Genomic DNA, 20,096 nt, shown 5'->3' on the forward strand with positions numbered 1-20,096 from the left:
GCGAACCGGTGGCGGGGCAATCTGGCGAATACCGCCAGTGATAAGCCGCCGCGGCCGGTCAGGCAACGTTCCTGGCACTCTCGCAGGCGTCGAACAGGTCGGCCTGGGCATCGGGCGCCGGGGCCTCCTCCCGCAGGTCGTCGCCGCCATGCTTGCGCCAGGCGGCTGCCACGGGGGCGAACAGGCGGCGATGGTGGGCGGTCGGGCCGAGTTCGTTCAATGCCGCAAGATGCAGCGGCACGCCATAACCCATGTGCTGTTCGAAACCATACCCCGGATGCTCTTCCGCGAGCTTGCCCATCAGGCGGTCGCGCACCACCTTGGCGACGATCGAGGCGGCGGCGATAGAGACCACGAGGCCATCGCCGCCGATCACCGCGTCGCAGCCGCAGGGCACATCGATGCGATCACGGCCGTCGACGAACACATGCTGCGGCGCCTGCGGCAGCGCATGGACCGAACGTGCCAACGCCCACAGCGACGCCCGCAGGATATTGTCGCGCTCGATCCGCGACGGCGGCGCCACCGCCACCGAGAATGACGCGGTGGCGCAGATCTCCTCGAACAGTGCCTCGCGCCGCTCGCGACTCAGCCGCTTGGAATCGTCGAGGCCTTTCGGAATCCGGTCCGGATCGAGAATCACCGCGGCCGCCACCACCGGCCCGGCCAGCGGGCCGCGCCCGACCTCGTCACAGCCGGCGATCGGCCAGATACCGCGCTTCAGCAATGCGCGCTCGCGGCGAAAGCTGGGCGGCGCCGCGGCGGCCGGCCTGGTCTTCGCTGTTGACTTGGGCTTCACCAAGGTCTTGGGCTTCACCAAGGTCTTGGGCTTTGCCAGGGTCTTGGGCTTTGCCAGGGTCTTGGGCTTTGCAACGGCCTCGGACTTCACGATCGCCTTGGCGCGCGGCGACGCGGCGTCCGCGGTTCCATCGGCCTCGCCGTCCGCCTTCGGCTTGCGCTGCGCCTTGCTCCGAATCATGGCCGCGATGCTGCGACCACATGTCCGTGCACGCAACCCGGAAATCCACGGAATGCCCGCAATTCCGGCATATGGCGGCCGAGGCCCGTCGCATTCTCGGCGGCTTCCACACGAACTCACACAGCCGCGGGACCAGCAGCATGTTCCATCATGCTGCGGTCGTGTTGCGATGCTAGCTGCGACCGGCCTCACCTTCAGATTGCAGGCATGGCGCCGCGCGCTGCCACCACGATGGGAATGACATGAACGGTTTGCTGAACACGCTTACCAGCCCGTGGGGACTGCTGGGTCTCTGCATCATCGCCGAGGTCACGGCGACGACCCTGCTGACCAAATCCGACGGCTTCAGCCGGCCGCTCTACGGCCTCATCGCAATCCTGATCTTCGCCGGTTGCTTCTGGACGATGTCGCATGTGCTGACACGCATTCCGGTCGGCGTCGCCTATGCGATCTGGTCGGGGGTCGGCATCCTGCTGATCTCGATGACCGGCTGGCTGTTCCTGCGCCAGCCGCTCACCATGACGCAGGTGCTGTTCATCGCGCTGATCGTCGCCGGCGCCGCGGGGCTCAACCTGTCAACCAAGGCCTGATCCGCGACAGCCGCGCAGGTCCATCAGTCGGCGAGATGCACCCGGCGATCATCGCCGACCTCGATGCCCGGCGCGACCACGACTTCCCAGGGGTGGCCGTCCGGATCGGCGAAATAGCCGGAATACCCGCCATAGTCGGTGCGATGTGCCGCCTTCAGAAGAGACGCGCCGTGTGCCAGGGCGAACGCCAGCACGTCGTCGACCTCCGCCTCGCTGCGGCAATTCCACGCCAGCGTCGTGCCGCGAAACGCCGCCGGGCGTGGCGCTTCAGGCAGCGCGGCATCCCGCGCAAGACTGTCCCAGGGGTAGAGCGCGAGCACCGATCCACCGGTCTCGAAGAAGGCGACGTTGTCGCCGGTCACCCTGAGCTTGCGCGTGAAGCCCAGCGCCGCGTAGAACGCCGCGCCGCGGCCGACATCGGCAACGCCGAGCGTGACCACGGTGAAACGCGCCTGCGGGGCGGATGGACGATCAGACATTTTGACTCTCTTCCTGACTTAACTCAATCGAACAGGCCTAGTTGCTGGCCACCGCGCTTGGGCCGAGCAAAATGCTCTGTTGTCAACCGGGCACGGCGCTTGTTCATGCCGACCTTGCCGCATGCGATCTCGAAGCGGCGCCCGATCATCCAGGCCAGCGGCCCGGTGCCCTTCATGCGCGTGTTCCACTGCGAGTCGTAGTCGCGACCACCGCGCATGTCACGGATCAGCGTGAAGATGTGGCGATAGCGATCGGGATAGTTGGCGATCAGCCACTCACGGAACAGGTCGCGCACCTCGAGCGGCAGGCGCAGCAGCACATAGCTCGCCTCCTTCACGCCGGCGTGAGCGGCGGCGTCGAGGATACGCTCGATCTCGTTGTCGTTCAGCGCCGGGATGATCGGCGCGACCATCACCGTGGTCGGCACGCCGGCCTCCGAGAGCGCCCGTAATGCTTCCAGCCGCCGTGCCGGCGTCGCCGCCCGCGGCTCCATGGTGCGCGCGAGCTTCGGATCCATGGTGGTGACCGACAGCGCGACCTTGACCAGATTACGCTTGGCCATCCGCGACAGGATGTCGATGTCGCGCATCACCAGCGCCGACTTGGTGACGATGCCGACCGGATGGCCGGCGCGCTCCAGCACCTCGAGGATGCCGCGCATGATCTGGTGCTCGCGCTCGATCGGCTGATAGGGATCGGTGTTGGTGCCGATCGCGATCATGCGCGGCTCGTAATCCGCCGTCGCCAGCTCCTTCTCCAGCAGGCTCGGCGCGTCCGGCTTGGCGAACAGCTTCGATTCGAAATCGAGACCCGGCGACAGCCCCATATAGGCATGGGTCGGCCGCGCGAAGCAGTAGACACAGCCGTGCTCGCAGCCACGATAGGGATTAATGGAACGGTCGAAGCCGATGTCGGGCGAATCGTTGCGGGTGATCACCTTGCGCGCGGTATCGACGCTGACGGAGGTCTTGAATGCGGGCAGATCTTCCAGGCTCTGCCAGCCATCGTCGAAGGCGACACGCGCTTCCGCCTCATAGCGGCCGCTGGTGTTGGACTGCGCGCCGCGACCGCGGCGACGCTGCTTGTCGACGAGCGCTTCCGGCTCGCCGAACGGCGCCACAGCTCCCACCGGCGGCGGGGAGGACACCGACACCGGCGGGAGCGACGCGGTACGAGACGTTTTGGCGCGGGAGACCTGGCTCATGTCGCCAATGTAGGTGGGCGCTTTGAACAAAACAAGAACAAAATGCGGTTATCCCGCCGTCTCCTCGCAGCACGCTCTGGGCGAACGCGAGCGTCTCCGAACCGAAAGCATCTGGCCAAGGGATTAAGTGAAGCGCGGAACCAGAGAGCTGATTTCATGACAGCAAGATGATAAGGCTGCAGTGCCGGGAACAGAGCGCGGGACCACAACGCCTCATGCTGAGTGTCATTATTCCGACCGAGGGCAGCGAGCCCCCCGTCGTCGCCACGCTGGCCGCGCTGGTGCCGGGCGCCGCCGCCGGGGTCATTCGCGAAGTGCTGCTGGTCGACCGTTCCGGCAGCGACACCATCGCCCGGGTAGCTGACGTCGCCGGTTGCAACTTCCTCGCCGCCACGGGCACACGCGCGGAAGCGCTGGCGGCCGGAGCCCATCAGGCGCGTTCAGACTGGCTGATGTTCCTGCACCCCGGCGCCGTGCTCGACCACGGCTGGATCGATGAGACCTCGCAGTTCATCCAGACCGTTGCGCTGAGCGGCAAACCACGCGCCGGCGTGTTCCGTTACGCGCGCTCGCCCTATGCGGAGTTGTCGCTGGGCGCGCGGCTGCGGCAGCTCACCCGTATCCTGTCCGGCCCGCTCGCCGAGCAGGGCCTCCTGATCGCACGCAGCCATTACGACCGGCTCGGCGGCTACTCGCCAACGGCGCGGCGGGCGGAGGCCCGCCTGCTCGCCCACCTCGGCCGCTCGGGCCGGGCGCTGCTGCGGACGCGAATCTTCGTTCCGGCCGGATGATTTAATTGACTTGGTCAAAATAATTATTTGACTAAGTCATATTACTTGTCGACACTGTCCTTCTTCCGAGTTGGACCGTGCCGTCATGCCCGATGCTTCTTCCAGCCTCTCCTCCCAAACCGCCCTCGATACACAGGTGGCTGCGATCCGCCGCTTCAACCGGCGCTACACCGCCACCATCGGGGTGCTCGACCAGCACCTGCTGCAGAGCCCCTACTCGCTGACCGAAGCGCGAGTGCTGTTCGAGCTGGCCCACCGCGATGACCTCACCGCCAAGATCATCGGCGCCGAGCTCGGCCTCGATGCCGGCTATCTCAGCCGCATCGTGCAGCGCTTCACCGATGAGGCACTGATCACCCGCACGCCGCTCGCCTCCGATCGCCGCCAGCACGGCATGGTCCTCACCGCCAAGGGCCACGCGGCCTTTGCCACGCTCGACGGCCGCTCACGCGCAGCCGTCGGCGAGCTGCTGCAGCCACTCGCGCTCCACGACCGGGCCGAGCTCGTCGGCGCGATGGCGCGCATCGAGCGCATCCTGCATGCCGACGAAAAACGCGCCGTTGCCATCGAGCTGCGCCCCCATCAGCCCGGCGACATGGGCTGGGTGGTGCAGCAGAACGGCGCCGTTTATGCCCGCGAATATGGCTGGGACATCTCCTACGAGGCGCTGTGCGCCGAGATCGTCGCAAGCTTCGTGAAAAACTTCGATCCTGCCCGCGAGCACTGCTGGATCGCCGAGCGCGACGGCGAGCGGCTGGGGGCGGTGTTCGTGGTGCGGCAATCGGACGAGGTGGCGAAGCTGCGGCTGCTGCTGGTCGACCCCGCCGCGCGCGGCCTCGGGCTCGGCAAGCGGCTGGTGGACGAATGCATCGGCTTCGCCCGTGCACGCGGCTATCGCAAGATGACACTGTGGACGCAGGATATCCTTCTGGCAGCCCGGCGGATCTACAGCGACGCGGGCTTCGTACGGGTCGGCGTCGAACCGCACCACAGCTTCGGCCATGATCTCGTTGGCGAGACCTGGGAGCTCGCGCTATCCGGACGCCAGCCATGACGCCGATGCGTCGCGGGCGACAACCGCGCGTGACGCACGAGCTGATCGCCGCCCAGAGAACGCGTGCGCAGGCGCTGCGTGTCGTCGCCTATCGGCAGGCGGGGCGCTGGCTGCGCGACATTCTCGTGTGGGTCACAGGGCTCGGGTTCACAAAACTGAAGCTGTAGCTGGGACAAGCGTAGCGACACCCGGCGCTACGCCCTTGGACGTCAATCCCGAATATCGCGACGCTCATCCGGGCTACGCGCCTTCGTCGCGTCAATGCACGACGAGACTCAGGCTTTCAGCCTTTTTATCAGCCCCTCGCCTTGCCGCGTTTCAGATGCTCATCGAGGCGGGGCATGATCTCGACAAAGTTGCAGGGGCGCGTGCGGTAGTCGAGCTGGGCGGCGAGAATGCCGTCCCAGCCGTCCCGGCAGGCGCCGGGCGATCCAGGCAGGCAGAAGATATAGGTCGCACCCGCAACGCCGGCGGTGGCCCGGCTCTGGATCGTCGAGGCACCGATCTTGGCATGGCTCAGCATGTGGAAGGCAATGGAGAAACCGTCCATCCGCTTCTCGAACAGCGGCTCGACCGCCTCCGGCGTGACATCGCGGCCGGTGAAACCCGTACCGCCGGTGGTGATAATGACGTCCACTCCGGGATCGGCGATCCAGCCCTTCACCCGGCCGCGGATCTCAGCGACATCGTCGGGCACGATATCGCGCGCCGCGAGGCGATGCCCCGCGGCGATGAGACGCTCCTGCAGCGTCGCGCCGGACTTGTCGTCGTCGAGCGTCCGGCTATCGGACACCGTCAGCACCGCGATATTGAGCGGCACGAACGGCTTGGTGTCGTCGGTCGCAGCCATGGCCGCCCTCGCAGCGTTACAGGTTGTTCGCGGCGAAGGTGTTGCAGGCCTGTATCGAGCCCTGCTGGTAGCCGGTCATGAACCAGCGCTTGCGCTGCTCGGCCGAGCCGTGGGTGAACGAGTCCGGCACCACGCGACCGGTGGCCTGGCGCTGCAGCGTATCGTCGCCGATCGCCGATGCGGTGGTCAGCGCGGCGTCGATGTCGCCGGGGTCGAGGAAGTTGCGCTTCTTCTGCTCGCGGTTGACCCACACGCCGGACAGGCAGTCCGCCTGCAGCTCGACCTTGACCTGCAGCGCATTGGCTTCCGCCTTGCTGCCGGCCTGCTGCTGCAGCCGGGTGACGCGTGGCAGGACGCCGAGCAGGTTCTGGATATGATGGCCGGCCTCGTGGGCGATGATATAGGCCGCCGTGAACTTGCAGGCGCTGCCGGAGCAGCCGTGGAAACGGGTCTCGACCTCRCGGAAGAAGCCGGTGTCGAGGAAGATCTGCCGGTCCGGCGGGCAGTAGAACGGCCCCATCGCCGATTGCGCCATGCCGCAGCGGCCGCCATTGGTGGCATTGCGGAACAGCACGATGCGCGGGCCGGTGTAGGTCTGGCCGCTCGCCTGGAAGATCTCGGTCCATCGGTCGTCGATCTCGCCGAGCACGCCGGCGATCATGCTGCCCATTTCGTCCTTGGGCGCGCCGCTCTTCGCTGGCGCCGACCTGCGGTCGGCCTGATAGCTCGGAGCCTGCTGGCTGCCGCCGGAGAGAATCTCGGCGCCGCCGATCAGGATGCGCGGATCGATACCGACGGCCCAGCCGATCAGGCCGAGCACGATCACGGTTCCGATGCCGAGCCCGCCGCCCCCGCCGATCGGAAGACCAAAGCCGCCTCCGCCACCGCCGAACCCGCCACCACCATCCCCGTCCCGGCGGTCGTCGATGTTGTCGCTGCGACGAAAGTCATCGTAGCGCATCAGGCATCTCCTTCATTGCTGGTCCTGCAGCGAACCGCCGCGAGACGACGCGGCCAGGCCGCACCATGTCCGATCACTTAACAATTAGCGCGCCCGGCAAAAATTGCCTAGTGGCCGCAACGCGTCTTGTCGCATGCGCGGCCATGCCGCGGCGCACGGCTTGATCATCCGGCGATTCGCCCCGGTTCCGGCAGCATTTACGCACGCGCAAGTCACGTCGCACACCTCGCGTCACAAAAAATACGCGCCACACGCGCGGCACACGGAAGAAGCTGCCTACGGTTAAGTCGTTTTTTACCTTGGAGCGCCATGGTGTGGATAGCTGGTTTGTTGGTCCCGCGTCGCCGGCTGCGTCGCCTGAGTCAGAGTTTGAGTCATGGGTGTGTCGCGTCGCGGGGCGTCTGCAAAGGCGCCCCGCACTCATTTTGAATCTTCGCCGTCGTCCCGCATCATCGTCGGCGATTGCGTCGCCGAAATGTCAAAGCTGCCGGCCGGTTCGGTCGACCTGGTGTTCGCCGATCCGCCGTACAACCTCCAGCTTCGAGGTGATCTGCGGCGTCCCGACGACTCCCATGTCGACGCCGTCACCGACGAGTGGGACAAGTTCGCCTCGTTCAGTGCCTACGACGACTTCACGCGTGCCTGGCTGCTCGCCTGCCGCCGCATCATGAAGCCGTCGGCGACGCTGTGGGTGATCGGCTCCTATCACAACATTTTCCGCGTCGGCGCGATCATGCAGGATCTGGGCTTCTGGCTCCTGAACGATATCGTCTGGCGCAAGAGCAACCCGATGCCGAACTTCCGCGGCCGGCGTTTCACCAACGCGCACGAAACCATGATCTGGGCCGCGCGCGACGAGAACGCCAAGGGTTACACCTTCAACTACGAAGCGCTGAAGTCGGCCAACGAGGACGTGCAGGTGCGCTCCGACTGGCTGATCCCGCTGTGCACCGGCGAAGAGCGTCTCAAGGGCGCCGACGGCAAGAAGATCCACCCGACCCAGAAGCCCGAAGGCCTGCTCGCCCGCGTGCTGCTGTCGTCGTCGAAGCCCGGCGATCTCGTCATCGATCCGTTCAACGGCACCGGCACCACCGGCGCGGTCGCCAAGCGCTTCGGCCGCAACTACATCGGCTTCGAGCGCGAACGCACCTATGCCGCAGCGGCGGAGAAGCGCATCGCCGCCATCGAGCCGCTGCCCGAGGCGACGCTCGCCCCGTTCATGACCGCACGCGAAGCGCCGCGCGTGGCGTTCTCCGAGCTGATCGAGCGTGGCATGATCTCGCCGGGCACCAAGCTCGTCGATGCCAAGAAAAAGTATGGCGCGCTGGTACGCGCCGACGGCGCCGTCATGCTCGACGGCAAGGTCGGCTCGATCCATCGCATCGGCGCGCTGGCGCAGGGCGCACAAGCCTGCAACGGCTGGACGTTCTGGCACATCGAGACCAAGAAGGGCCTGCGCCTGATCGACGAACTGCGTGCCGAGATTCGCAGCGAGATGGCGGCGGCCGGCTGACATCGCCGTCCCGATCATCCTGATACCATGCTCCCAATGCCCGCGCGCGCCGCGGGCATTTTTCTTGTCGGTACCGCGGCGGCGGGAACAGCTTCAGGCGCTACGCGGCAGCGAACGACGCGCGTTCGCGCCGCTCCGCGCGAACCCACACCCACGTCATCGCGGCCGCGATCACAATCATCGGCAAAACGACGATGTTGAGATCGGCCCAGCCATATCGTTCCAGCAGCGGTCCGGAGCACAGCGACGCGATGGCCGTTGCCACGAAGCGAATCATCTCGGCCGTTCCCTGCACGCGCGCCCGCTCGGCCGGCCGATAGGATTGTGCCAGCAGCGTCGTCCCGCCGACGAACATGAAGTTCCAGCCAACGCCGAGGCAGAACAGCGCGACGTAGAACGCGACCAGCGTGACCGAGGCAACCGCCACCACACTGCACGCGGCGCTGAGCGCCATTCCGGCGAACAGGATGGAAGGCAGGCCGAACTTCCGGATCAGATAGCCCGCGAACAGTGACGGGGCATACATGCCGACGAGATGCCATTGAATGATGTTGGCGCCGTCATCGATGCTGTGATGGCATGCGACTGCCGCCAACGGCGCGGCCGTCATCACCAGCATCATCACGGCGCCGCCGACCACGTTGTTGGCGATCGCCGCCAGCGAAATCGGCTGCATCATCACGGTCGTCACCGGACGTGCCGGAAGATCCGAAGTGACGATATCGGCATGCACAGGCTCCGCATCGCGATACCCGACCAGCAGAACGACGGCGGAGAGAAGTCCAAGGCCGAAGACCATCAGATAGGCCCCCGCGAACAGCACCGGAAGGAGACTCTTGCTCCATGCCGCGAGCGCCGGCCCCAGAACCGCGGCGATAACGCCGCCGACCAGAACGGTCGAAATCGCCCGCGCCTTGAGATCCGTGCCAACGGCATCCGCGGCTGCCAGCCGGTAGTACTGCGCGAAGGCCTGGAAGACGCCGACTGCGGCGGTGCCGAGGCAAAACATCCAGAAGTCGGCATGGACAATCGACCACACCGACAACAGCCCGCCAGCCGCGCACGTCAGGGCGCCGACAATGAAACCCCATCTGCGCCCGATACGCTGCATCAACTGCGACGCGAACCATGTCGCGATCGCCCCGGCAACCGTGATGAGGGCGAACGGCAGCGTCGCCAGCGACTTGTCCGAGGCGAGCTGGTAGCCCGTCAGCCCGGTGAGCGTGAGGTCGATCGACAGCGCCGCCGTGAACAACCCCTGGCAAACAGCGAGGACAAAGGCATTGCGCGTGCTGGGTGTCATTCGAACGAGACCTTGCTTCGGATTTGATCCCCAGCATCGCCGATCCCGCCGATGTCCGAAATGACAAAGATCCCTTATTTTCCGACTCACCTGCCAAGACCCGAAACGAAAAAAACCTGGCGCCGGATTACGGCGCCAGGTTTCCTGTCAGAACCGGTTTCGGCGGGCGAAGGAAAGCTCCCCGTGCCCGCGTGATTGCGATGCGATTACGACCTCGCTTGCGCCGCGGCCGCGAGGTGGGTGCCGACCGAGGCAAGGACGATCTCGTAGGCGCGATTGATGATGTCGTCCAGCGACCGGGTCTTGGCGAACATCACCTTCGCTTCCGCCATGAATTCCTCGCGGCTCGGCATGTGCGGCAGATGCCACGTCGCCAGCACCTGGGTCGTGCGATCCCGGGCGCGGGCGAGCGCATCCTGCAACGCGGTCAGATCGGGACCGTGCAGCCCCGCGGCGATGGTCGCGGCGAGCCGCTCCGAATTGAACCGCGCCGCCAGCTGCTCGGCCGCGCGGTTGATGACCCGGGAGCCCAGCTGCTGCTCGTTGCGCAGCACCTGTTCCGGCGGCGCCTTCAGGTCCCAGACCACGCCAACCCAGGACAGCGCGCGGAGGATGTAGTAGGTCGGATCGACCTCCCACCACTTGAAGCCCTGCCGGACGCTGCTCTGATAGGCGTGGTGATTGTTGTGCCAGCCCTCGCCCATGGTGAACAGCGCCAGCAGCCAGTTGTTGCGGGAATCGTCGCCTGTCACGTAGCGCTTCCTGCCATGCACGTGGGCCAGCGAATTGATGCAGAACGTCGCGTGGTAGACCAGCACCGTGCTCCAGAAGAAGCCGACCACAAGGCCGGACCATCCGCCGATCAGGAAGCACAGCGTTCCCAGGACAATCGCCGGCAGCTGCTCCAGCCGGTGCAGCCACATCAGTTCCGGATAACGCGCCAGATCATCGACCTTGATCAGGTCCGTGGTGTCGTGCCGGCGCGCGAAGATCCAGCCGACATGGCTATAGAAGAACCCCTTCTGGCGGGGCGAGTGCACGTCGCTCTCGGTATCGGAGAACAGGTGATGATGCCGGTGCTTGGCCGCCCACCACAGCACGCTCTTCTGGGTTGTGGTCTGGGCGAGAAACGCCAGGATGAACTGGAAGACCCGGCTGGTCGCATAGGATCGGTGCGAAAAATAGCGATGATAGCCCGCCCCGATCGCAAAGATGCGCAACCAGTAGAGCCCGACGCAGATGGCGATGGACTGCCATGTCACGCCGGTCCAGATCGCAGCGAAGCAGGCCAGGTGGACGAGGACGAAGGGAATGGCGGACGGATAGATGATGTCATCGTGCTCGTCGGCCGCGGACGTCTCAGGGAACTTGTCAGGCATTCGGGTCTTGTTTCTACCGCTCGAAATCACGGGGACATTTCACGGGAGACCATATATCCCCCGCCGGCCAACGCGTCGGCGTCCAGCCCCGCGACATGTCGTAGCACGGAACCGGCCGATTTTGAAGAATCGTCCGGTGCTGGCGCTTGATGGAACGAATCATGGAAATGAGCAGCATCCCAAACGCGCCAATGCCGGATTTCTCACCGACATCGGCCCGGCTTGCGGCCCTCGGGCTCAGTCCGCTTTTGCGGCCATCACGGCCATGCGATCTCCCAGCGCGCTGACGATCAGCTCAGTATCGGAATACTCGGTCACCTCCGCGATTCTGTCGCCGGCGAAGCGAAACGTGAAACAGTACTGGTTGTCGTAGCGCCGGCCGGTCTTCGTGACGTTGTGGCCACGCGCTTCGACTGCGGCAAAATCGCCATCGACGATGATGCGCGACGCCACCGTCCTCGATCGCTCCGCCAGCAAGGCGCGCAGCGGCATCAGAAGGTCGCGCAGCACCTCCTCCTTGCCGCGAAAGACGCCCGACCACGAGTTGTTGCCGATGATCGTCCAGATGATGTCGTCGGCCATGGTGTCGATGAACAGCGTGCCGTCGCGCTTGGCGAGGCCATCGAAAATGGCCTGAAGTGTTTGCCTGATGTCCGTTGTCGTCATGATGGTTTCCTTATTGGCCGTCCAGCACACGGCGCACGCCCAGTCGATCCCGCGCGTCCGCCATGCCTCGATCGCCCGCAGTCTGAGCGGCCGATCGCCATTCTTCCAATCGATGCATTATATGAACTATATTCCGTCCATGAATTTGGCCTCGCTCGACCTCAACCTGCTGGTGGCGCTCGACGCCCTGTTGTCGGAAGGAAGCGTCAGCCGCGCCGCGCTGCGGATCGGGCTGTCGCGCCGGCGGCGAGCCACGCATTGCGCCGGCTGCGCGACCTCGTGGGCGATCCGCTGCTGGTGCGGGTCGGGCCTCGCATGGAGCTGACGCCGCGAGCACAGGCGCTGCGGGCGCCACTGTCACAGACGCTCGATCAGGTCCGCGGGCTGTTCGTCGCCGAGGGCTTCGACGCCGCGCACAGCGAGCGGCGCTTTCGTATCATGATGCCGGACATCGCGGTGGAGCTGCTGCTGCCACGCCTGCTCGACCGCCTCGCGGTCGAGGCGCCGCGGGTGCGGCTGGAGGTTGCGCCGTGGCGCGGCCCCGCGATCATGACGCCGGAATTCGCGCGCACCATCGATCTCGTGATCTGCATCGGCGACGCCTTCAAGGGCTTCCACCGCCAGAGGCTCTACACCGACAGCGACGCCCTCGCGGTACGGTGGGATCATCCGCTGCGCGCACGGCTGAAGCGCCTCGACACGTTCCTCGCCGCGCGGCATGTCGCGGTGGTCGGGCGCGGCCAGCGCGAGGACCTGATCGACACATGGCTGCGCGACAAGGGTATCGAACGCACCATCGCACTGGTCGTGCCCGGCTACATCGAGGCGCTGCACATGACGGCGCGCAGCGATCTTGTCGCCTTCGTGCCGCGCCGCCTGATCGCGGCGCTGGCACAGCCGCTCGGGCTTGTGACCGTCAAGCCGCCGCTCGAACCGGGCATCGACGAGCAGTTCATGTTCTATCCGACACGCGCCCAGGTCGATCCCGGATCGATCTGGCTACGCCGCCGCATCCTCGACATCGGCCAAGCGATGGAGGCGCTGCCACGCGGCGAATGGACCGCTCGCGCGCGCTAGGCCTCGTTTGCTGAACACGAGGTGCCGCGAACTTGCAAAGCGGGATACCTGGACGTCATGTCTCGAACGCTAGATCGATCGGCACGCGATAGCCGTTCACGAGGCGGTTGGTCGCGTTCGCCATGCCGACCACCGCCATCAGCTCACCGAACTGTGCCGGCGTCATGCCGGCCTTGGCCGCTGAGGCGCTGTGGCTGGCGATGCAGTAGCCGCAGCCGTTGGTGACACTGACCGCGACATAGATCATCTCCTTGACCAGCGGATCGAGCGCGCCAGGGGCCATCACCTCCTTGAGGCTCTCCCAGGTCCGCTTCAGCGTGACCGGATCATTGGCGAGGTACTTCCAAAAATTGTTGACGTCCTCGACATTGCGGGTGGTCATGATGTCGTCGAACACGGCGCGCACCGGCGGCGAGGCATCGGCATAGTCGATCGGCTTGGGCTTGCTCATGGCGGCTGGTTCCGGCTGTGAGGGGCGAAGGAATCGTGGATGGTCACCTCGCAGATTACGCGTCGAACATGGGGCAATGTAGGCCTGCCGAACGACTTGCCCTGCTGAACATTGACGCATGATGCGCGTCTTCATGTTGCACTGCGCCAGAATTTTTTCGTCGTTGCCCGCCTCGCCCGGTCATGCCAAGAGGCCCTATCCCACCAGGAGTTGCTCCCCATGACGGTTCTCATTGCAGGCGGCGGCATCGGCGGTCTGACGCTTGCGCTCAGCCTGCATCAGATCGGCATTGAGGCGAAGATATTCGAGAGCGTGCCGGAGTTGCGCCCGCTCGGCGTGGGCATCAACGTGCTGCCCCACGCGGTGCGCGAGCTGACCGAGCTTGGCCTTGCGGACCGGCTGGACCTGTTCGGCGTGCGCACCCGGGAGCTCGCCTATTTCTCCAAACGTGGCCAGCCGATCTGGTCGGAACCGCGCGGACTCGAGGCCGGCTATCGCTGGCCGCAATTCTCGATCCACCGCGGCATCCTGCAGCAGATCCTGCTCGACACCGTCATCGAGCGGCTTGGCCGCCATGCGGTGTTGACGCGCCATCACCTCGCCGAATTCGCCGAGACCGGCGACGGCGTCCGCGCGCGCTTCATCGATCGTGCGACCGGCGCGGACACCGGCAGTTATGAAGGGACATTGCTGATCGCCGCCGACGGCATCCACTCGGCGGTGCGCGAGAAGCTCTATCCACAGGAGGGCGCGCCGCTGTGGAACGGCCGTATCCTGTGGCGCGGCATCACCACCGCCGATGCCTTCCTGTCCGGGCGCACCATGATCATGGCCGGGCACGAGCGCCTGAAATTCGTCTGTTACCCCATCACCAGCAGCGCCGACAGCAACGGCAAGTTCCAGATCAACTGGGTCGCCGAACGGCTGCTCGATCCAGATTACCAGTGGCGGCGCGAGGACTATAACCGCTCCGCCCGGCTCGACGAATTCCTGCCCTGGTTCGAGGATTGGCGGTTCGACTGGCTCGATCTGCCGGGCCTGATCCGCAACTGCCCGCACGCCTATGAATATCCGCTGGTCGATCGCGATCCGCTCGATCGCTGGACCTTCGGCCGTGTCACCCTGCTCGGTGACGCCGCGCATCCGATGTACCCGATCGGCTCCAATGGCGCCTCGCAGGCGATCCTCGACGCCCGCGTGCTGACGCGGGAAATCCTGCAGCATGGCGAGAGCCATGCGGCGCTGGCGGCCTATGAAGCCGAGCGCCGCCCCGCCACCACGGAACTCGTCAAGCTGAACCGGCGCAACGGTCCGGAGCAGGTGATGCAGCTTGTCGAGGAGCGGGCACCGCAGGGGTACAACGTCGTCACCGACGTGCTGTCGCAGCAGGAGCTCGAGGAGATCGCCAACAATTACAAGCGCGTCGCCGGCTTCCAGGTCGAAGCCCTCAACGCCAAGCCACCGGTCGTGCCGCGAGCAGGCTAGCGTTCGCCTGGATCTTGCTCCGGCCGGACGCCGAGAGCCGGCTCTACGCTGATCATTCGACGAGCGACTTCAGCGCACGATGCTGTCGGGCGGACGCGTGATTTTCCATTGCACTCGCCGCACGGTAGAATAGACTTATGCCCTCGACCAGACCGCGATTTTTCTGACCTCATTTTTTTGACCTGTTTTTTGTCTTCCGACCAGTTCGTTTGCTGAGGGGATGCCACGGACATTTTCATGAGCGGCGCGGATCGCTCCCTTCGTCCAGCAGCAGGAGCCGCAGATGCGTCTCGATATCAGATGGTGTGACGAGCCGGCGCGCGCGCAGGAACTCGCCGAATTCTTCGCCAGCCATGTGACTCCGGCTTATATCTCCCACAGCGAACTGCAGGGCCGACGCGCAATCGCGCCGACACGCTGGCGCGACAAGCTCCCGGACGTCATTCGTGCCGAGCTTCAGCCGCGCCTGACCCGCGATCAGCACGGGATCGGAGCCGGAAGCCATCAGCCCGTTCTGGTCACGGAAACCGACGATGGGCTCGTCGCCCTGGCGCTGGTCACCTTTGCAACCGATGCTCCGATCCCGTTCGCCACGGTCGAGGATCTGATCGTCGCGCCGTCCGAGCGCGCCAAGGGCATCGGGACCACGGTGATCGAGTGGATCGCCGCGGAGGCCCGCGAGCGCCGCATCCGCCGTCTGTTTCTCGAGAGCGGCGTGCACAACGAACGCGCTCACCATTTCTTCGAGCGCTCGGGCTTCGAGATCTGCTCGGTGGTCATGATGCGCTCGCTGTGACGTCGCACGCGCTCAGGGAGCGGAGACCCGCCGCGGCGGTGCACCAAGGGCCTTCGCGCCCACTACCTACGCCCATGGCTGACTGCTGATCGCCTGGTGTCCACAGCGCGGCGACTTCCGCGTGTTCCGCCTCGACCGGATGAGCGAGGTGGCGGTCCGCCGCGACAGCTTCACGGAAGCGCCGGACCAGGACCTCGCCACCTGCCTCGAACGCCGGCACTGACGGCGCGTCGCGAATCTCAGGCCTGATCGCGCGCCATCAGCAGCACCTCACGCACCTCGTCGGAAAAACGCTTGCTGCGCCCCGCGATCAGGATCATGTCCGGGTCCTCGGGATCGGGCGCCGCCGGCGGCATACCGTGATCGAGCAACGCACGGGCGCAGCCGGCCCAATCGCCGCCATCGACCGGCTCGTTGCACGACGCCCAGCTCAGCGTGCCGGAGACATCATCGCCGAAGCCATGCTGCTCGGTCCATGTCGCGCCATGCGCCAGCAGAAAGCGCGTCAGTTCGACGTTGCCACGAAACACCGCGAGATTGAGCGCGGACGCGCTCCAGTCCCCACCGCGCACGGCGATCGGCCAGCCCAGCTCGACCATCAGCCGCGCGCCGTCGTCGCCGCCTTCCCCGGCCATATCGGGTAGCAACCGCAGCTGTGCCTCCGAGAGCGCCGTCGGCAGGTCCGGCCGCCGCGCCTGGATGCGCCGCGCCTCGTTCGCGTCGCCGCGCGCGCATGCTGCGACGAACAGCTCATCCTCCGACATTGCATCCGCTGCGCCAGCGGCACGCAGCAACTGCGCGACCGCCGGCAGGCCGAACTGCAGCGCGAGGCTGTAGGCACCGATGCCGGCCGCCGAGCGCACACCGGGATCTGCACCGGCGCTCAAGAGCGTGGCAACATGACGGACAGAGCGGCGACGGCGGATCGCCCACAGCAGCGGCGTGCCCCAGTCGGTCAGCGGCGCATTGCCCGCCGGCTCGTTGGGATCTCCGCCGTGCTGCAGCAGCAGTTCGAGCGGCTCGCTGCTCTCGAGGTCGAGCGCACGATAGAGCGCATTGCTGCCGACGACCCGCGCGCCGTGCTCCAGCAAGAGGCGGGTGCAGGCCGGGCTCTCCAAAGAGTGGTAGAGCGATTCACCGTCGTTCGGATCGGCGCCAGCGTCGAGCAGCATCTGCGTCAGCGCGACGTCGTGGTTCTTGCCGGCCGCACCGTAGAGCGCCGACAGCGGATTGCGATCGTCAGGCGCACGCAGCGACGCCGGCGGCCAGCGGTTGCCGACGCGCTGGTTCGGATCCGCGCCAGCGGCGAGCAGCAGCTGCGCGCAACCGTGCAGGCGGTCGCGGAATTCCGGCAGTTGTAGCAGGCTGGAATGGGTGACGGCGATGAGCGGCGGCAGCGCCAACGGCCCGCTCGAGCGATTGCCCCATGCGGGATCGGCCGTTATCGCGCGGCACAACGCCGCCTCGTCGCCGATGGCGCAGGCGAGGCCCGGGTCCTCGCCGACGAGATCAGGATGCTCCGCCAGCATCCCAGCCGCGACGCGGGAGTTGGCCCGATCGCTCGAGCCGTCGAGATCGCCTCCATAGATCAGGCCGAGCCAGCGCCTGATCGGCCCGGTGGGAGAGCCCCTCACCTGCCGTGGGTCCGGCGGGCCTCGCCATCGGCGGACCATTCGGTGACCGCACCATGCTCATTGTCCACGATCGTCATCAGATCGAAATAACGCAGGGTCGGCTCATGGCCGGTGCGATGCTTCACGGCTGCACGCCACGCGTCGTTATGGGCGTGCTGGGCAGCCTCGATCGACGGCCAGATATAAAAGCCGGCGCCCGTGCCGGCGTCCTCGCCGAGCCCCCAGAGGAAATGCTTGCGCACCAGTTCGGTGTTGGCAGTCCACTTCGGCACGATGGCCCGCACCGCGTCGAGCTCCTGCTCGCGGGTCCAGCCCTCGGGAAGCTTGAAGGTCACCAGTTCGACAATCATGACGGCTCCATCCCTGTGGTTCTCGAGAAAGTTGCCCTGCCCCGCTGCGCCTGCAGCAGGATCACGCGTCGTCGCCGAGCCCGTGTGCGACCACCTTGCGCATCACGTTGGGCAGCGCTTCGTCCGCAAGCGTGGCGATCGGCACCCAGCGCATGCCGTCCGGCGCGCGGGTGCGCGATGGCACCTCGGCCGTATAGACCGCAAGCTCGAGCGGAAAATGCGTGAACACATGATTGACCACGCCGACCTTGCGACGCCAGCGTGATGCCCCTTTCAGCGGAGGCGCCTCCTTCAGGGCGACGGCATCCTCGAGCCCGGCCCGCCACTGCGAGGTCGGCACCTCGGTCATGCCGCCAAGCAGTCCCTTCGGCGAGCGGGTGCGGACCAGCAGCTCATCGCCGCGCCGGACCACGAAGGCGGCGCCGCGGCGCAACTCCCCGCTCTTCTTCGGCGCCTTGCGAGGAAAACTCTCCTGATCGGCACGGGTCAATGCCAGACATCCGTCGTTCAGCGGACAGAGTGCGCATGCCGGCTTCTTGGGTGTGCAGATGGTCGCGCCGAGATCCATCAGCGCCTGGGCGCTGTCGCCGGCACGGGACGGCCCGAGCAGCGTCGCCGCCAGCTCCTGGATCCGCGGCTTGGATTTGGGCAGTGCCTCCTCGACCGCAAACAGCCGCGACACCACCCGCTCGATGTTGCCGTCGACCGGCATGGTGCGGATGTCGAACGCGATCGCGGCGATCGCTGCCGCGGTGTACGGGCCGATGCCGGGCAGCGCCCGTAATCCCTCCTCGCTGTCGGGAAACACCCCGCCATGGTCACGCAGCAGCGCGACCGCGCAGGCATGCAGGTTGCGGGCCCGCGAGTAGTAGCCGAGCCCCGCCCACAGCCGCAGGACGTCGTCGAGGCTCGCCGCCCCAAGGTCCGCGACCGTCGGCCAGCGCGCGGTGAATTTCTCGAAATAGGGGCCGACCGCCCGCACCGTGGTCTGCTGCAGCATGATCTCGGACAGCCAGACCCGGTAGGGATCGGCGGCCTCCCCCGGCAACGCCCGCCAGGGCAGCCGGCGGCGATGGCGGTCGTACCAGGCAAGCACGGCCGCCGCCCGATCGGGGGCGCCCGCAGCCGGTTGCGGTTTCTTTCGCCGCGCCGCGGCACCTGATAAGCTCATGCCGTTATGTATCCGGCTCGCCCCTCGATGAACAAGCCCGGCCCCATCACCGCCAAACCCCTGTCCGTCCTCGCCGGCCGGGCCATCAACGACGTGTTCGCCAAGCAGGGCTTCGCCTCGCGCGAACTGGTGACCCGCTGGGGGGAGATCGCCGGCGTCGAGATCGCGCGCCACTCCCAGCCCCTCAAGATCCAGTGGCCGCGGCAGGTCGAAGGCCGGCCGCCGGAGCCGGCCACCCTGGTGTTGCGGGTCGAGGGGCCGATGGCGCTGGAGATCCAGCACACCTCCGACGTGATCCTGCAGCGGGTCAACCGCTTCTTCGGCTGGAACGCGATCGGCCGGCTGGCGCTGCGCCAGGCGCCGCTGTCCCGGCCGTCCCGGCCAAAACGGCCGCCGCCCCCGGACGCCCGGGAGGTCGCGCAGGTCGCCGCCACCCTGGACGCGGTCGAGGACGAGAACCTGCGCACGGCGCTCGCCCGGCTCGGCGCCGCGATCAAGCGGAAGTGAGGCCGGGCTTTCGTTCAGCATCCCGGCGCGCCATTGCCACAATTGCGGTTTCAAGCTAGCGAACACCGCGAACCGCCGATCCCGACTGACCGCCGCTCCAGGAGACGTCCCTTGATCCTCACGCGCCGCACCTTTTCCGCCCTCCTGTCCATGACCGGCCTCGTCGCGCTGGCCGGCCTGTCGCCGCTGCGCCTGATCGGCTCCGCCTTCGCCCAGAGCCAATCCGCCGCCGACGTCGCCAAGCCGAGCCCGCTCGGCGACATGGCGCTGGGACCGGAGAACGCCTCCGTCACCATCGTCGAGTACGCCTCGATGACCTGCCCGCACTGTGCGGCGTTCACCACCGAGGTGTTCCCCAAGCTCAAGGCCGCCTACATTGACACCGGCAAGGTGCGGTTCATCTTCCGCGAATTCCCGCTCGATCTCGTCGCGGCTGCTGGCTCGATGATGGCGCGCTGCATCGCCAAGAACGATGCGCAGAAATACTTCGCCGTGGTCGACGTGCTGTTCAAGCAGCAGACGGACTGGGTGGTGAAGAACCCGATCGAGCCGCTGAAGCGGATCGGCAAGCAGGCCGGCCTCAGCGACGAGGCCTTCAACGCCTGTCTCAAGGACCAGGCCATCCTCGACGGCATCAAGGCGACGCAGGATCACGCCACCGACAAGCTGAAGGTCAATTCGACCCCGAGCTTTTTCGTCAACGGCACCCTGGTGAAGGGCGAGACGTCGTTCGAGGGCTTCCAGAAGCTGATCGACCCGCTGCTGAAGGCCTGATCGCGAATCCGAACTTCACACTAATCGCAGCGCGGCCCGCCGGGCCGCGCTTTTGTTATGCGGACAGAAGTTCCAGTGCAG

At 66.3% G+C, this 20,096-nt stretch carries 22 protein-coding genes and 1 pseudogene; 11 read left to right on the forward strand and 12 right to left on the reverse strand.

Annotated features, from left to right (window positions below):
- Nucleotides 1-58: 58 nt before the first annotated feature.
- Entirely contained in the window at nucleotides 59-979 is a 921-nt protein-coding gene (locus tag AB4Z37_RS00190) for a ribonuclease HII (protein ID WP_441514660.1), read from the reverse strand.
- 242 nt (nucleotides 980-1,221) lie between these two features.
- Between AB4Z37_RS00190 and AB4Z37_RS00195 the strand changes: the two genes are divergently transcribed.
- Entirely contained in the window at nucleotides 1,222-1,569 is a 348-nt protein-coding gene (locus AB4Z37_RS00195; RefSeq protein ID WP_441514661.1) for a DMT family transporter, read from the forward strand.
- 23 nt (nucleotides 1,570-1,592) lie between these two features.
- On the opposite strand, the gene AB4Z37_RS00200 is transcribed toward AB4Z37_RS00195, so the two are convergent.
- Nucleotides 1,593-2,048 carry a VOC family protein gene (locus tag AB4Z37_RS00200; protein WP_441514662.1) on the reverse strand — a complete coding sequence of 152 codons (456 nt, stop codon included), beginning with the start codon at nucleotides 2,046-2,048 and terminating at the stop codon, nucleotides 1,593-1,595.
- A 23-nt stretch (nucleotides 2,049-2,071) separates the two neighbouring features.
- The gene (locus AB4Z37_RS00205) at nucleotides 2,072-3,253 is read right to left on the reverse strand and encodes a PA0069 family radical SAM protein (protein WP_441514663.1); all 1,182 of its coding nucleotides are present in this window, start codon (nucleotides 3,251-3,253) and stop codon (nucleotides 2,072-2,074) included.
- Between the two features lie 215 nt (nucleotides 3,254-3,468).
- Here AB4Z37_RS00205 and AB4Z37_RS00210 point away from each other — a divergent pair, with 215 nt between their 5' ends.
- The 3 genes from AB4Z37_RS00210 (at nucleotide 3,469) to AB4Z37_RS00220 (ending at nucleotide 5,265) form a co-directional block, all read left to right on the forward strand.
- Entirely contained in the window at nucleotides 3,469-4,044 is a 576-nt protein-coding gene (locus tag AB4Z37_RS00210) for a glycosyl transferase (protein WP_441514664.1), read from the forward strand.
- Nucleotides 4,045-4,129: 85 nt separating this feature from the next.
- Entirely contained in the window at nucleotides 4,130-5,098 is a 969-nt protein-coding gene (locus AB4Z37_RS00215) for a bifunctional helix-turn-helix transcriptional regulator/GNAT family N-acetyltransferase (protein WP_441514665.1), read from the forward strand.
- Nucleotides 5,095-5,265, forward strand: a complete 171-nt coding sequence (locus AB4Z37_RS00220; RefSeq protein WP_441514666.1) for a hypothetical protein — start codon at nucleotides 5,095-5,097, stop codon at nucleotides 5,263-5,265. The genes AB4Z37_RS00215 and AB4Z37_RS00220 overlap by 4 nt, the downstream gene beginning before the upstream one ends.
- A 128-nt stretch (nucleotides 5,266-5,393) precedes the next feature.
- Here the strand turns inward: AB4Z37_RS00220 and moaB are convergent, their stop codons facing one another.
- Entirely contained in the window at nucleotides 5,394-5,948 is a 555-nt protein-coding gene (moaB, locus tag AB4Z37_RS00225; protein WP_441514667.1) for a molybdenum cofactor biosynthesis protein B, read from the reverse strand.
- Nucleotides 5,949-5,964: 16 nt separating this feature from the next.
- Entirely contained in the window at nucleotides 5,965-6,909 is a 945-nt protein-coding gene (gene ypfJ, locus AB4Z37_RS00230; protein ID WP_441514668.1) for a KPN_02809 family neutral zinc metallopeptidase, read from the reverse strand.
- Nucleotides 6,910-7,285: 376 nt separating this feature from the next.
- On the opposite strand from ypfJ, the gene AB4Z37_RS00235 reads away from it, so the two are divergent.
- A complete protein-coding gene (locus AB4Z37_RS00235) occupies nucleotides 7,286-8,422 on the forward strand; it encodes a site-specific DNA-methyltransferase (protein ID WP_441514669.1) in 1,137 nt (378 codons plus the stop codon).
- A gap of 100 nt (nucleotides 8,423-8,522) precedes the next feature.
- Here the strand turns inward: AB4Z37_RS00235 and AB4Z37_RS00240 are convergent, their stop codons facing one another.
- The 3 genes from AB4Z37_RS00240 to AB4Z37_RS00250 form a co-directional block, all read right to left on the reverse strand.
- Complete coding sequence (locus AB4Z37_RS00240; RefSeq protein WP_441514670.1) at nucleotides 8,523-9,725, reverse strand: MFS transporter; 1,203 nt, start codon at nucleotides 9,723-9,725, stop codon at nucleotides 8,523-8,525.
- A 206-nt stretch (nucleotides 9,726-9,931) separates the two neighbouring features.
- Complete coding sequence (locus tag AB4Z37_RS00245) at nucleotides 9,932-11,104, reverse strand: acyl-CoA desaturase (protein ID WP_441514671.1); 1,173 nt, start codon at nucleotides 11,102-11,104, stop codon at nucleotides 9,932-9,934.
- Between the two features lie 237 nt (nucleotides 11,105-11,341).
- Nucleotides 11,342-11,770: a nuclear transport factor 2 family protein gene (locus AB4Z37_RS00250; protein WP_441514672.1), complete on the reverse strand. Its 429-nt coding sequence runs from the start codon at nucleotides 11,768-11,770 to the stop codon at nucleotides 11,342-11,344.
- Nucleotides 11,771-11,909: 139 nt separating this feature from the next.
- Here AB4Z37_RS00250 and AB4Z37_RS00255 point away from each other — a divergent pair.
- A pseudogene (locus AB4Z37_RS00255) lies at nucleotides 11,910-12,847 on the forward strand (LysR family transcriptional regulator).
- Between the two features lie 55 nt (nucleotides 12,848-12,902).
- Here the strand turns inward: AB4Z37_RS00255 and AB4Z37_RS00260 are convergent.
- Complete coding sequence (locus AB4Z37_RS00260) at nucleotides 12,903-13,298, reverse strand: carboxymuconolactone decarboxylase family protein (RefSeq protein WP_441514673.1); 396 nt, start codon at nucleotides 13,296-13,298, stop codon at nucleotides 12,903-12,905.
- A gap of 219 nt (nucleotides 13,299-13,517) precedes the next feature.
- Between AB4Z37_RS00260 and AB4Z37_RS00265 the strand changes: the two genes are divergently transcribed.
- The 3 genes from AB4Z37_RS00265 (at nucleotide 13,518) to AB4Z37_RS00275 (ending at nucleotide 15,802) form a co-directional block, all read left to right on the forward strand.
- The gene (locus tag AB4Z37_RS00265; protein ID WP_441514674.1) at nucleotides 13,518-14,783 is read left to right on the forward strand and encodes a flavin-dependent oxidoreductase; all 1,266 of its coding nucleotides are present in this window, start codon (nucleotides 13,518-13,520) and stop codon (nucleotides 14,781-14,783) included.
- A 283-nt stretch (nucleotides 14,784-15,066) separates the two neighbouring features.
- Nucleotides 15,067-15,579 (forward strand): GNAT family N-acetyltransferase, encoded by a 513-nt coding sequence (locus AB4Z37_RS00270; protein ID WP_441514675.1) that lies wholly within the window; start codon nucleotides 15,067-15,069, stop codon nucleotides 15,577-15,579.
- Between the two features lie 88 nt (nucleotides 15,580-15,667).
- The gene (locus AB4Z37_RS00275; protein ID WP_441515222.1) at nucleotides 15,668-15,802 is read left to right on the forward strand and encodes a WYL domain-containing protein; all 135 of its coding nucleotides are present in this window, start codon (nucleotides 15,668-15,670) and stop codon (nucleotides 15,800-15,802) included.
- A gap of 16 nt (nucleotides 15,803-15,818) precedes the next feature.
- Here the strand turns inward: AB4Z37_RS00275 and AB4Z37_RS00280 are convergent, their stop codons facing one another.
- The 3 genes from AB4Z37_RS00280 to mutY form a co-directional block, all read right to left on the reverse strand.
- On the reverse strand, nucleotides 15,819-17,213 hold the full coding sequence (locus tag AB4Z37_RS00280) for an ankyrin repeat domain-containing protein (RefSeq protein ID WP_441514676.1): 1,395 nt from the start codon (nucleotides 17,211-17,213) through the stop codon (nucleotides 15,819-15,821).
- On the reverse strand, nucleotides 17,210-17,563 hold the full coding sequence (locus AB4Z37_RS00285) for a hypothetical protein (RefSeq protein WP_441514677.1): 354 nt from the start codon (nucleotides 17,561-17,563) through the stop codon (nucleotides 17,210-17,212). The genes AB4Z37_RS00280 and AB4Z37_RS00285 overlap by 4 nt, the downstream gene beginning before the upstream one ends.
- 61 nt (nucleotides 17,564-17,624) lie before the next feature.
- On the reverse strand, nucleotides 17,625-18,734 hold the full coding sequence (mutY, locus tag AB4Z37_RS00290) for an A/G-specific adenine glycosylase (RefSeq protein WP_441514678.1): 1,110 nt from the start codon (nucleotides 18,732-18,734) through the stop codon (nucleotides 17,625-17,627).
- Nucleotides 18,735-18,761: 27 nt separating this feature from the next.
- Here mutY and AB4Z37_RS00295 point away from each other — a divergent pair, with 27 nt between their 5' ends.
- The gene (locus AB4Z37_RS00295) at nucleotides 18,762-19,241 is read left to right on the forward strand and encodes a DUF721 domain-containing protein (protein ID WP_441514679.1); all 480 of its coding nucleotides are present in this window, start codon (nucleotides 18,762-18,764) and stop codon (nucleotides 19,239-19,241) included.
- Nucleotides 19,242-19,352: 111 nt separating this feature from the next.
- On the forward strand, nucleotides 19,353-20,015 hold the full coding sequence (locus AB4Z37_RS00300) for a DsbA family protein (protein WP_441514680.1): 663 nt from the start codon (nucleotides 19,353-19,355) through the stop codon (nucleotides 20,013-20,015).
- Nucleotides 20,016-20,096 lie beyond the last annotated feature (81 nt).

Source organism: Bradyrhizobium sp. 2TAF24, assembly GCF_052115025.1.
Lineage (GTDB): Bacteria > Pseudomonadota > Alphaproteobacteria > Rhizobiales > Xanthobacteraceae > Bradyrhizobium_A.

Bases quoted from the DNA above. Each gene is read 5' to 3' on its own strand.
- AB4Z37_RS00190 (WP_441514660.1), bottom strand. From the start codon at position 979: ATGATTCGGAGCAAGGCGCAGCGCAAGCCGAAGGCGGACGGCGAGGCC.
- AB4Z37_RS00195 (WP_441514661.1), top strand. From the start codon at position 1,222: ATGAACGGTTTGCTGAACACGCTTACCAGCCCGTGGGGACTGCTGGGT.
- AB4Z37_RS00200 (WP_441514662.1), bottom strand. From the start codon at position 2,048: ATGTCTGATCGTCCATCCGCCCCGCAGGCGCGTTTCACCGTGGTCACG.
- AB4Z37_RS00205 (WP_441514663.1), bottom strand. From the start codon at position 3,253: ATGAGCCAGGTCTCCCGCGCCAAAACGTCTCGTACCGCGTCGCTCCCG.
- AB4Z37_RS00210 (WP_441514664.1), top strand. From the start codon at position 3,469: ATGCTGAGTGTCATTATTCCGACCGAGGGCAGCGAGCCCCCCGTCGTC.
- AB4Z37_RS00215 (WP_441514665.1), top strand. From the start codon at position 4,130: ATGCCCGATGCTTCTTCCAGCCTCTCCTCCCAAACCGCCCTCGATACA.
- AB4Z37_RS00220 (WP_441514666.1), top strand. From the start codon at position 5,095: ATGACGCCGATGCGTCGCGGGCGACAACCGCGCGTGACGCACGAGCTG.
- moaB (WP_441514667.1), bottom strand. From the start codon at position 5,948: ATGGCTGCGACCGACGACACCAAGCCGTTCGTGCCGCTCAATATCGCG.
- AB4Z37_RS00235 (WP_441514669.1), top strand. From the start codon at position 7,286: ATGGGTGTGTCGCGTCGCGGGGCGTCTGCAAAGGCGCCCCGCACTCAT.
- AB4Z37_RS00240 (WP_441514670.1), bottom strand. From the start codon at position 9,725: ATGACACCCAGCACGCGCAATGCCTTTGTCCTCGCTGTTTGCCAGGGG.
- AB4Z37_RS00245 (WP_441514671.1), bottom strand. From the start codon at position 11,104: ATGCCTGACAAGTTCCCTGAGACGTCCGCGGCCGACGAGCACGATGAC.
- AB4Z37_RS00250 (WP_441514672.1), bottom strand. From the start codon at position 11,770: ATGACGACAACGGACATCAGGCAAACACTTCAGGCCATTTTCGATGGC.
- AB4Z37_RS00260 (WP_441514673.1), bottom strand. From the start codon at position 13,298: ATGAGCAAGCCCAAGCCGATCGACTATGCCGATGCCTCGCCGCCGGTG.
- AB4Z37_RS00265 (WP_441514674.1), top strand. From the start codon at position 13,518: ATGACGGTTCTCATTGCAGGCGGCGGCATCGGCGGTCTGACGCTTGCG.
- AB4Z37_RS00270 (WP_441514675.1), top strand. From the start codon at position 15,067: ATGCGTCTCGATATCAGATGGTGTGACGAGCCGGCGCGCGCGCAGGAA.
- AB4Z37_RS00285 (WP_441514677.1), bottom strand. From the start codon at position 17,563: ATGATTGTCGAACTGGTGACCTTCAAGCTTCCCGAGGGCTGGACCCGC.
- mutY (WP_441514678.1), bottom strand. From the start codon at position 18,734: ATGAGCTTATCAGGTGCCGCGGCGCGGCGAAAGAAACCGCAACCGGCT.
- AB4Z37_RS00295 (WP_441514679.1), top strand. From the start codon at position 18,762: ATGAACAAGCCCGGCCCCATCACCGCCAAACCCCTGTCCGTCCTCGCC.